Here is a 10450-nt window from a genome sequence, read left to right as displayed (position 1 = left end):
TGCCCAGGCGGCCTTTGACGTGGCCCTGGAGTACGCCAAGCAGCGGGTGCAGTTCGGCCGGCCCATAGCGGAGTTCCAGGCCATCCAGTTCATGCTGGCCGACATGGCCACCCGGATTGATGCCGCCCGGCTGCTGGTTTACCGGGCCGCCCGGCTCAAGGATAAGGGGCTGCCCCTTTCCAAGGAAGCTTCCATGGCCAAGATGTACGCCACGGATACGGCCATGTTCGTCACCACCAACGCGGTGCAGATCCTGGGCGGCTACGGCTACTGCAAGGAGTACCCCGTGGAGCGGTACATGCGCGACGCCAAGATCACCCAGATTTACGAAGGCACCAACCAGATCCAGCGGCTGGTCATTGCCAAGAACCTGCTCCGGGGTTGAGGGCCAGGAATATATAAGGAGGTATATGGATTATGGCCAAAGGTAAACGCATGACCATTCAGGAAGCGGTCCAGTTGATTAACGACGGTGACATGATCACCTTTTCCGGCTTCACCATCTGGCGGCGCCCCATGGCCATCGTCTACGAAATGGTGCGCCAGCGCAAGAAGAACCTGCACCTGATCGAGGTGAACTCGGGGACCCACGGGAAAATCCTCATCGGGGCGGGCTGCGTCAAAGTCCTGGAGACCTGCTGGATCGGCCACGAGCTTTACGGGAAGGTGGGGGCCAACGCCGCCCGCAAGCTGAAATCCGGGGAACTGATCGTGGAAGATTACAGCCACGTGCACATGATCATGCGCTTTGCCGCCGGGGCCATGGGCGTTCCCTACCTGCCCACCCGCGCTTCCCTGGGCACGGACATTCTCAACCCCGAGTACGATGCCCTGGGCAAGCACGGCCTGCGGGACGGCTCCAATCCCCGCATCCCCAGGCGCAAGTTTGAATTCCTCACCGACTCCTTCTATGGCGAGCAGGGCGACATCATTCACGTGCCCGCGGCCCGGCCCAACGTATGCATTGCCCACGTGCAGCAGGTGGGCGAGGAGGGCACCGTGCGGGTCTACGGGCAGCGCTATTCCGACGCGGAGGCCATAAAGGCCGCCGACAAGGTGATTGTGGTGGCCGAGGAAATCGTGCCGGAAGAAGTCATCCGCCAGGATCCCACGGCCAACCTGATCCCGCACTACCTGGTGGACGCCATTGTGGAACAGCCCTGGGGCGCCCATCCCACCGGCTGCTTCGGGTATTACGAAGTGGACGGCATGTTCATCCGGGACTTCTACAACAAGACCAGGACCCAGGAAGGCTTTGACGCCTGGGCGGAGGAGTGGATCCTCAAGGTAAACAGCTTTGACGAATACCTGTACAAGATCGGCTTCCGGCGCCTGGATCTGCTGCGGGCCAACTCCTCCTACAAGTACAGCACGCGGGTGAAGAGGGGTGCGTAAACATGCGCAATAACCACAGTCCGGCAAAGCCCGGGGAATATAAACTGATCGAACTCCTGGCCGTGGCCGGGGCCCGGGAAATTAGAGACGGCGAGGTGGTCTTTGCCGGCACCGGGCTGCCCATGCTGGCGGTAACCCTGGCCCAGAAGACCACCGCCCCGCGGGCTTCCATCATCTACGAAGCCGGCTCCATGGACGGCCGGCCGGTCCACCTGCCCTCTTCCGTGGGGGACGCCCGCTGCGAGTACAGGGCTTCGGTTTCCTCCGGCCTGCTGGACGTTTTCAGCCAGCTGCAGCGGGGTGTGGTGGACCTGGCCTTCCTGGGCGGGGCGGAGATCGACAGGTACGGCAACGTGAACACCACTTCCATCGGCGGCGACTACTTCCATCCGGCGGTACGCCTTACCGGCTCGGGCGGCAACCCGGATATCAACTCCCTGGCCCGGCGCACCGTCTTCATCATGGTCCAGGAGAAGCGCCGCTTTAAAGAACAGGTGGATTACGTCACCTCGCCGGGCTGGCGGGTCAAGAAGTGGCCCGGCGGGGAGTGGGTCACCCGCCAGGAAGCTTTCGGCTCGGTATTCCGGGGCGGGCCGGTGGCGGTGATCACCAGCATGGCCGTCTTCCGCTTTGACGAGGAGACGGGGGAGATGTACCTGGACACCGTCCACCCGGGCGTAACTATAGAAGACGTGAAAAACAACGTGGGTTTCGACCTGGATGTCAGCCGCTGCCGGGGTGAAACTCCCCCGCCCACCTATCACGAGCTCTACCTGCTGCGCAACGTCATCGACCCGGAAGGACTCTTCCTGGGTAACTGATGGGCCGGGTGAGGGAGAACCGGCCCGTAAGCAAAGCTGGTTGACAGTGGGTTTACCCGGCGGCCCGGGAAAAAGCAGCCCGGGCCTCTTTTTTTTGCCGGCAGGTGCCGGCTTTATTTTTCTTTTCCGGGCGGAGGATTTTGAACAGGGTGTGTAGAAAAAAGTATGCATATGTAAACTCAAGTAGAAAACCCGGCGGTGAGGTGAGAAGGGTTTTGGATGAGAGGATTGTTCCGGCGGAAACAGCGGTCCCGGATCTGGGTGCCGTCCTGGATTCCCTGGCCAGCAACGTGGTGGTTGTGGACAGGGCGGGCAGGATCATTTACTGCAGCTCCCAGTTTGCCCGCTACCTGGAGGTGCCCAGGGAGGAACTGTACGGCCGCCACATAGAGGAGTTTTTCCCCGGCACACCGCTCCTGGAAGTGCTGAAAGACGGGCGGCCGCAGCTGGGGCGCCGCCTGCAGCTAAAGGACGGAGTCTACCTGGTCAACCGCACCCCCCTCCGGCGCAACGGGGAGATTGTGGGGGCCATTTCGGAATTTCAAAACATCAACGAAATCCAGAATATCATCGACGAGCTTTCCAGCGACAACGCCCGCATCCGGGAGCTGATGAACCTGCTGGAGCAAATCCTGGACCTCTCCAGCGACGGCATTGTGGCCATCGACCGGAGCTACCGGATTACCATGGCCAACCGGAACTTTGCCCGCTTCTTCAACAAGACCCCCGAGGAAATCATCGGCAGGAATGTCTACGAAGTTTACGGGAAGAGCACGCCCATTTTCCCCCGGGCCATGGAGACGGGGGAAGCGGAATACGGCTACCTGGCCAACCTCAACGGCCATGAGGTCATCGCCAACCGGGTGCCCCTGGTCCGGGACGGGGAAATTGTGGGCGCCCTGGGCGTGGTTACCTTCCGGGATGTGGAAGAGCTGTATTCCCTGATCAAGAAGATCCGCTACCTGAAGAGCGAGCTGGACTACTACAAGGGCGAGCTGGAGCGTTTTCACCGCAGCAAGTTCAGCTTCGACCAGATTATCGGCCGCAACAGGCAGTTTGTGGCCGTCAAGGAAACCGCCCGCCGGGTGGCCATGACCACCTCCACCGTCCTCATCCTGGGTGAGAGCGGCACCGGCAAGGAGCTTTTCGCCCACGCCCTGCACACGGAGGGCCTGCGCAGCAAGGGCCCCTTTATCAAGGTCAACTGCGCGGCGGTGCCCGAAAACCTCCTGGAGTCGGAGCTGTTCGGCTACGTGGAGGGGGCCTTCACCGGCGCCCGCAAGGGCGGGCAGCCGGGCAAGTTCGAGCTGGCCCACGGCGGGACCATCTTCCTGGACGAGATCGGCGACATGCCCCTGACCATGCAGGCCAAGCTCCTGCGGGTGCTGCAGGAAAAGGAAATCGAGCGCCTGGGGGACACCAGGCCCCGCCACGTCGACGTGCGGGTGATCGCGGCCACCAACCAGGACCTGGAGGACCTGATCAGGAAGGGCCGCTTCCGGGAAGACCTCTACTACCGCATCAACGTGGTCACCCTGACCATCCCCCCGCTGCGGGAGCGCATGGACGACCTGGAGCTGCTGGTGGAGCACTTCATCAAGCACTTCAACCGCCAGTTCGGCCAGCGGGTGACCGGGGTTTCTTCGGAGGTAATGGATATTTTGATGAGCCACCACTGGCCGGGCAACGTGCGGGAGCTGGAAAATGTCCTGGAGCGGGCCTACAACGTCCTGGACGGCACCGTGATCCAGAAAAAGCACCTGCCCCTCTACCTGCAGAAGAACTCCCTGGCCGGGGGACAGCGGGCCGCCCAGAGCGGCCTGCCCAGGCTGGTGGAGGAGGCGGAGAAGGAAGCCATTCTGGAGGCCCTGGCCGCTACCAGGGGCAACAAGCGCCAGGCCGCCCAGCTGCTGGGCATATCCCGGGCCGGGCTGTACAAGAAGCTGAAGCGCTACCGCATAGAAGTTTAATAAGTAAGTACGTAAAAAACAAGAAGACTGTTGACAAACGCTTTATGTGCCCTGGTTTTAAAGAGGAGCGACCTGGAGTGAGCGCTGCCGGGCCAGGCCACGGCGACGGGATGAGGCGGGGCCGCGGACCGGATGTCCGCGGAGGCCACCTGAACACAGGAAGTGTGAATGTGGCCGGTACCCGCCGAAGACCGGAGCCGGGGCCTTTTGGCCCGGCCAGCGATACGACCCGGGAGCGACGACTAAAACCAGGGCACATCCTGGTAGCACTTTGCCTACAAGCTGAAGCGGGCTGCCGGCCCGCTTAATGCTTTACCCGGTCCGGCCCCACGCTGAAAAATTTTTTCAGGGCCGGGTAGACATCCTTTTTATCTTTAATGGTCACGCAGACAAACCTGGGGCTGGTGATTTTCTTATAAGCCGAGCGCAGAGTGCTGGTGTAGTAATAGGGCCCCTCGATTTCCCCGTAACCCACCAGGTTGCACACCTTCAGGAGCTCGTTGACCAGCCGGACGCAGTTTTCGTTGTCCGAGGCCAGGTTATCGCCGTCGGAAAAGTGGAAGGCGTAAATGTTGTAGTCCCGGGGCGGGAAGCGGTTTTCAATGATCTCCAGGGCCAGTTTGTAGACGGAGGAGCAGCGGGTGCCCCCGCTGGCCCCCCTGGTGAAGAACTCCTCCTCGGTGGTTTCCCTGGCCTCCACGTGGTGGGCCAGAAAGACGATCTGCACGTTCTGGTATTTGGTGCGCAGGAACCGCACCATCCAGAAGAAGAAGCTGCGGGCGATGTACTTCTCAAAGGGCCCCATGCTCCCGGAGGTGTCCATCATGGCCAGGACCACGGCGCTGGACTCGTACTTAAAGGTATCATCCCAGGTTTTAAAGCGCAGGTCTTCCCTGGTGATGGAGGCAAGGCCTTTTTTGCCCTGCAGGGCGTTGCGCTTGATGGCCTCGTAAATGGTCCGCTTGCGGTCGATGTTGCTGGAAATGCCCATCTTGCGCACGTCCTTGAATTCCACCGCGTCCGAGGCCAGCTCGGGTTTCTTCTTCTGCTCCAGGTGGGGCAGGCCCAGGTCCTCGAAGATCAGCTCGGCCAGCTCGTCAATGGTGATATCGGCTTCGTAATAATCCACCCCGGGCTCCTCACCGGCCCCGCCCTTGCCCTTGCCCGCCCCGGGGGAATCGCTGCCCAGCACATCTCCCGCCCTGCTCTTGCCGTTGCCCTGGCCGGCATGCTTCATTTTCCCCATGTCGTAGCGGAAGTGGTACTCCTCGATGGAGCGGATGGGGACCCGGATTACTTTCTTCCCGTCGGACATGATGATGCTTTCCTCGCTGACCACATCGGCCAGGTTCTTCTTGATGGCCTCCCGGACTTTCTCCTGGTGGCGCTGCCGGTCGATTTCCCCCTTGCGGTGCAGCGACCAGTCTTCTCTGGAAATGATGTATTTCCCGGACATCAGCCTCCCCCCTAGCGGTTTAACAGGCTGCCCACGTATTTAAGCAGTTCGTTGGCGCACACGGCGCAGTAGCCGTATTCGGAAATGAGCTTGTTGCTCACCTCGTTGATGCGCTTGAGCTGCTCGGCGTCGGGTGTCCTGGTGGAAGTGGTGATCTTGACCACGTCCTTCAGGTCGGCGAAGAGCTTCTTCTCCACCGCCTCCCGCAGCCGTTCGTGGCAGGTGTAGTCGAATTTCTTGCCCCGGCGGGCGTAGCTGGACAGGCGGATGAGGATTTCCTCCCGGAAACTCTTCTTGGCGTTCTCGGAGACACCGATCTGCTCCTCGATGGAGCGCATCAGTTTTTCATCGGGGTCCAGCTCTTCGTCGGTGATGGGGTCTTTGAGCCTGGTCCCGTTGCAGTAAGCCTCCACGTTGTCCAGGTAATTGTCGAACAGAATGCGGGCCGACTCCTCGTAGGAATAGACAAAGGCCTTCTGCACTTCCTTCTTGGCTATCTCGTCGTACTCCTTGCGGGCAATGGAGATGAAGTTCAAGAGCCGCTCCCTTTCCTCCCCGGTGATGGACGGGTGCTGGTCCAGCCCGTCTTTCAGCGCCCGCAGCACATCCAGGGCGTTGATGCATCTGGTGGAAGTGCGGATGAGGGCGGAGGAAAGGCGGTTGATCACGTAGCGGGGGTCCACACCGCTCATGCCCTCCTCGGGCGCCTCGTTCTGCAGTTCGGCCACGTCCTTCTGCTTGAAGCCCTCCACGTCCTCGCCGTCGTAGAGCTTCATCTTTTTCACGATATCCATGCCCTGCTTCTTGCTTTCCTTCAGCCGGGAGAGTACGGAGAAGATGGCCGCCACCCGCAGGGCGTGGGGGGCGATGTGGATGTCCTTTAAGTCGCTCTGGCGGATGAGCTTTTCGTAAATTTTAATCTCGTCGCTCACCCGCAGGTTATAGGGGATCTTCATGACGATGATGCGCGAGTGCAGGGCCTCGTTCTTCTTGTTGCTGATGAAGGCCTTGTACTCGTTTTCGTTGGTATGGGCCACAATCATCTCGTCGGCGTAAATCAGGGCGAAGCGGCCGGCCTTGAAGTTCCCCTCCTGGGAAAGGCTCAGCAGGTTCCAGAGGAATTTTTCGTCGCACTTCAACATTTCCTGAAATTCCATGATCCCCCGGTTGGCAATGTTCAGCTCGCCGTCAAACCGGTAGGCCCGGGGGTCCGACTCCGAGCCGTACTCGGCGATGGTGGAGAAGTCCACGCTGCCGGTGAGGTCGGCGATGTCCTGGGACTTGGGGTCGGAGGGGGTGAAGGTGCCGATGCCCACCCGGTTTTCCTCGGACAGGAAAATCCTCTCCACCCGCACATTTTCTATCCTGCCGTCGTATTCCGTCTCCAGCATCATGCGGCAGTAGGGGCACAGCTCCCCCTCCACGTAGACGCCGTACTCCTTCTCGAACTCCGGCCGCAGCTCCCGGGGGATGAGGTGCAGGGGCTCCTCGTGCATGGGGCACCCCTTGATGCCGTAGAGGGCCCCCCGGTCGGTGCGGCTGTACTTCTCCAGGCCCCTTTTCAGCATGGCCACCAGGGTGGACTTGCCGCCGCTCACCGGCCCCATGAGCAGCAGGATGCGCTTGCGCACGTCCAGCCGCCGGGCGGCCGGGTGGAAGTATTCCTCCACCAGCTTCTCCAGGGTTTTATCCAGGCCGAAAAGTTCGCTGGCGAAGAATTTATAGCGCTTAACGCCATCTATCTCCTCCACCCCGGCATCCCTGATCATGTTGTAGATCCTGGCGTGGGCGAGCTGGCAGACCCAGGGGCGCTCTTTGACTATCTGCAGGTACTCCTGGAATGTGCCTTCCCAGGCCAGTTCCTTTTCCAGGGAACGGTGTTCTTCCAGCCTCTTCAGGAAGTCCATAATCTCACTCCTTTGCCGTGGAATGAAATTCCACCAGCCGGATTCAGGCAGAGCATCTAATTTTTTGTACAACTCGCGGTGTTTAGTATTACATTATATGCGCCCCGTGCTGGTAGAAGAATCCGCCAGCCGACAATATCTGCACCCGGGCCGGGAAGAAGGACCGCCGGGGGGGAAGGGAACTGCAGCGTTTTTCTCCTGTCAGCGGGGTCCTGGTATGTATGATCTATAATTTACCTTGCTTTTTTATTTAACTGATGATAAAATGACAAAGGGAATTTCTACCTGCATAAGGTAGTTTTTCCCCCATTCTGCCGGGAAAGGAGGTGAACAGGTAAATGGGCAAGCTCTATGCCAGCCGCACCTTCCTGGGGAACATCGCCCTGGTGGTGTTCCTGGCCTTCCTGGCAGCGCTGACCTTCGGTGTGGTGCATCCGGCCCCGGCTGGAGCGGTGACACTGACAGAAAAGCCGGATCTATCTGTCACGGTAGACGAGCAGCATCGGGCTGCAGTCCAGGACAAAGACGGCAAGTGGATTAAGGACGGCGGCATTGCCAAACTCGTCACCAGTAAAGACAAAACTGCAGTCGATTTCACCGTCCAGGTTCTTACCGATGCCGATTTTAACAGCATTATGCTGCATATCCTGGGTATCGGTGACCTGGACAAAAGCGGGATAAAGGATGTAGTATACAAGAAAATCTATAACACCGTCTACAACACCGTCTACTACGTCTACCAGTTCGTCTACCACTGGGTCTACCAGCAGGGCCTGAACGTAGCCAGTAATGAGGATTATACCCTGCATATCTGCAGCAACGATACCCCGCTTGCTTCCATCACCCTGGACCTGGAGGCACCACCACCTGAAAGCGGCGGCGGTGGCGGCGGCGGTGGCGGCGGCGGTGGTGGCGGCGGTGGCGGTGGTGGAGGCGGAGGAACGACCGCTCCTTCCACCGGCGTATCCACTGACACCGGCACGCTGACCGTTGCCGACGGGAAGGCCACCCTGGCCGTGGACGACAGGAAGGTGGAGTCCCTGCTGGCCGATCCGAAGGTAAGCGAGGTTGTGTTTACCATCCCCGCGGATAAGGCCGCGCAGCAGGGCACGGTGGCCGTGGTGGCGGACACCCTGGCGAAGGTCTTTGAGGCCGGCAAGCCGGCGGTGATCCAGGTGGGTGACGTGCAGCTCACCCTGCCTCCGGGAGCCATCGACCTGTCGGTGTTCGAAGGCCAGGGCGTGACCCTGAATATCAATATCGGTAAGGCCCAGGCTGCGGCACCGGGCGATACCGCGCTCAAGATGGCCGGTGACGCCTACGAGATCGCCATCCGGGCCGAGGCCAACGGTGCCGACAAGGGCGGCATCAGCAGCCTGGCGAAGCCCGTCACCCTGACCCTGCCCTACGATCCGGCCAGGCTGGCCGGCGTGCCGGAGGACTACCTGGGTATCTACCGGCTGACCGGCGGCACATGGGAGTACGTGGGCGGTAAGGTTGACCGGGCGGCCCGTACGGTCTCCGTGGAGCGCTCCAGCCTTTCCACCTACGCCGTGATGGCCTATTACAAGAACTTCACCGATATGATCGGCCACTGGGCGGCTGACGACGTGAGGCTGATGGCGGCCAAACACATCGCGGCCGGCGTAACCGAAACCACCTTCGCGCCCAACGCCACCGTCACCCGGGCCGAGTTTGCTGCCTTCCTGCTGCGGGCCCTGAACGTGCCCGAGCAGAAAGCCACCGGCGGCAGGTTCAAGGATGTGGCGGCCGGTGCCTGGTACGCGGGAGCGGTGGAAACCGCCGCGGCGCAGGGCCTGGTGAACGGCTATCCCAATAGCACCTTTAAGCCTAACGCGCCCATCACCCGTGAAGAGCTGGCGGCCATGATCACCCGGGCCCTGGCCAGGAGCGGTAAGGATACCGCCCTGGGCGAGGACGAGGTGCAGGCCCTGCTCGGGCGCTTCGCCGATGCCGGCGAAATCGGCCCGTGGGCTAAAGAAGCCATGGCTGTGGCCATCAGGGAGGGCATTATCAACGGCCGCCTGGCCGACCAGTGCGTGCCGAAAGCCAATGCCACCCGGGCCGAGGCGGTGGTCATGGTCAAGCGCTTCCTGACCGCCACCGGCAGGCTGTAAAAGCCAGGAGCTAAAAAAACCCCCGTTGCCATTTCGGCAGCGGGGGTCTTTTAACGTACGTCTGGTGGCGAAAGTCCACTGCAGGTGAGGCAGCATCAGCCTGCTTTTCAAGCAACGCCCGGTGTTCATTAGTTTTGTGGTGGTAAAAAATCTGAAAGGTAGATTACTTGTAAACCCGGGAATCCTTTGCCAATGGAGCGGTCGTTAGTAAGAAAGGCCTTTGCGCCTGCTTCGATGGCTGTCGCTATGTGCAGGGCGTCCGGTGTCTTTAGACCCCATTTAGCGCGGATCCCGGCGGCCCGGAGGGCGACCTTTTCTGTTACCGGGATGAGTTTCAAATTGGGAAAATTTTTTAACAGCAGATAATAATGCTGTGCAACGTGCTCCTCGCCCAGCTTTTGGGGGAGGGTTAGCAGTTCAGTGTAGATTTTCAAATTGATTCGGGAAAAATCTTCAAATTAAATTGGAGCAACCAACTGGTGGAACAAAGGAAATTCTCATTTTAAACCGGTAATCATAAAAATAATTTTTAAATTCCGCTGGCATTTCCATCGAAAACCCAAAAAAGAAAAACCGGCTACCCGAAAGAGGCAGCCGGTGGTAATACCGCTCAAAACCGGTTAAACGGATATTTTTTCTTAAGGGCCAGAATTTCCGCCCGTGCTTCCAGCAACTTTTCTCTGAACACGGCAGCAAACCAGGCCGGCCGGTTTCTGGTCGGCGGATACGTTCTGGCTTTATCGGCCACCTTGCAGATAGCTTC

Annotated in this window: 8 protein-coding genes; 5 read left to right on the top strand and 3 right to left on the bottom strand. The window is 60.0% G+C overall.

Translation table 11 applies throughout. The features are described 5' to 3' along the window. From BR83_RS0113810 to BR83_RS0113790, 4 genes are all read left to right on the top strand, one after another. The coding region (locus tag BR83_RS0113810; protein ID WP_027357558.1) for an acyl-CoA dehydrogenase family protein at nucleotides 1-385 on the top strand (385 nt) is incomplete at its 5' end. A gap of 32 nt (nucleotides 386-417) precedes the next feature. Beyond that, a complete protein-coding gene (locus tag BR83_RS0113805) occupies nucleotides 418-1395 on the top strand; it encodes a CoA transferase subunit A (RefSeq protein ID WP_027357557.1) in 978 nt (325 codons plus the stop codon). Between the two features lie 2 nt (nucleotides 1396-1397). Next, entirely contained in the window at nucleotides 1398-2216 is an 819-nt protein-coding gene (locus BR83_RS0113800) for a CoA-transferase subunit beta (RefSeq protein WP_027357556.1), read from the top strand. A 215-nt stretch (nucleotides 2217-2431) separates the two neighbouring features. Further along, nucleotides 2432-4186 (top strand): sigma-54 interaction domain-containing protein, encoded by a 1755-nt coding sequence (locus tag BR83_RS0113790; RefSeq protein ID WP_027357555.1) that lies wholly within the window; start codon nucleotides 2432-2434, stop codon nucleotides 4184-4186. Nucleotides 4187-4490: 304 nt separating this feature from the next. Here BR83_RS0113790 and yhbH read toward each other — a convergent pair whose 3' ends face one another. Together yhbH and BR83_RS0113780 are read right to left on the bottom strand one after the other, a co-directional pair. Beyond that, complete coding sequence (gene yhbH / locus BR83_RS0113785) at nucleotides 4491-5642, bottom strand: sporulation protein YhbH (protein WP_027357554.1); 1152 nt, start codon at nucleotides 5640-5642, stop codon at nucleotides 4491-4493. Nucleotides 5643-5653: 11 nt separating this feature from the next. Next, complete coding sequence (locus tag BR83_RS0113780; protein ID WP_027357553.1) at nucleotides 5654-7549, bottom strand: PrkA family serine protein kinase; 1896 nt, start codon at nucleotides 7547-7549, stop codon at nucleotides 5654-5656. 338 nt (nucleotides 7550-7887) lie between these two features. Here BR83_RS0113780 and BR83_RS17440 point away from each other — a divergent pair, with 338 nt between their 5' ends. Beyond that, nucleotides 7888-9687, top strand: a complete 1800-nt coding sequence (locus BR83_RS17440; protein WP_027357552.1) for an S-layer homology domain-containing protein — start codon at nucleotides 7888-7890, stop codon at nucleotides 9685-9687. A gap of 128 nt (nucleotides 9688-9815) precedes the next feature. On the opposite strand, the gene BR83_RS17890 is transcribed toward BR83_RS17440, so the two are convergent. Continuing rightward, nucleotides 9816-10121: a type II toxin-antitoxin system VapC family toxin gene (locus tag BR83_RS17890; protein WP_051618269.1), complete on the bottom strand. Its 306-nt coding sequence runs from the start codon at nucleotides 10119-10121 to the stop codon at nucleotides 9816-9818. Between the last annotated feature and the right edge of the window lie 329 nt (nucleotides 10122-10450).

The organism is Desulfofundulus thermocisternus DSM 10259 (genome assembly GCF_000686645.1).
In the GTDB taxonomy this organism is placed as follows: domain Bacteria; phylum Bacillota; class Desulfotomaculia; order Desulfotomaculales; family Desulfovirgulaceae; genus Desulfofundulus; species Desulfofundulus australicus.
The sequence above is the reverse complement of the archived record's forward strand: the minus strand, read 5'-3'. Positions and strand labels throughout refer to the sequence as shown.

Coding starts and splice junctions, on each gene's coding strand:
- BR83_RS0113805 (WP_027357557.1), top strand. CDS start 418: ATGGCCAAAGGTAAACGCATGACCATTCAGGAAGCGGTCCAGTTGATT.
- BR83_RS0113800 (WP_027357556.1), top strand. CDS start 1,398: ATGCGCAATAACCACAGTCCGGCAAAGCCCGGGGAATATAAACTGATC.
- yhbH (WP_027357554.1), bottom strand. CDS start 5,642: ATGTCCGGGAAATACATCATTTCCAGAGAAGACTGGTCGCTGCACCGC.
- BR83_RS0113780 (WP_027357553.1), bottom strand. CDS start 7,549: ATGGACTTCCTGAAGAGGCTGGAAGAACACCGTTCCCTGGAAAAGGAA.
- BR83_RS17440 (WP_027357552.1), top strand. CDS start 7,888: ATGGGCAAGCTCTATGCCAGCCGCACCTTCCTGGGGAACATCGCCCTG.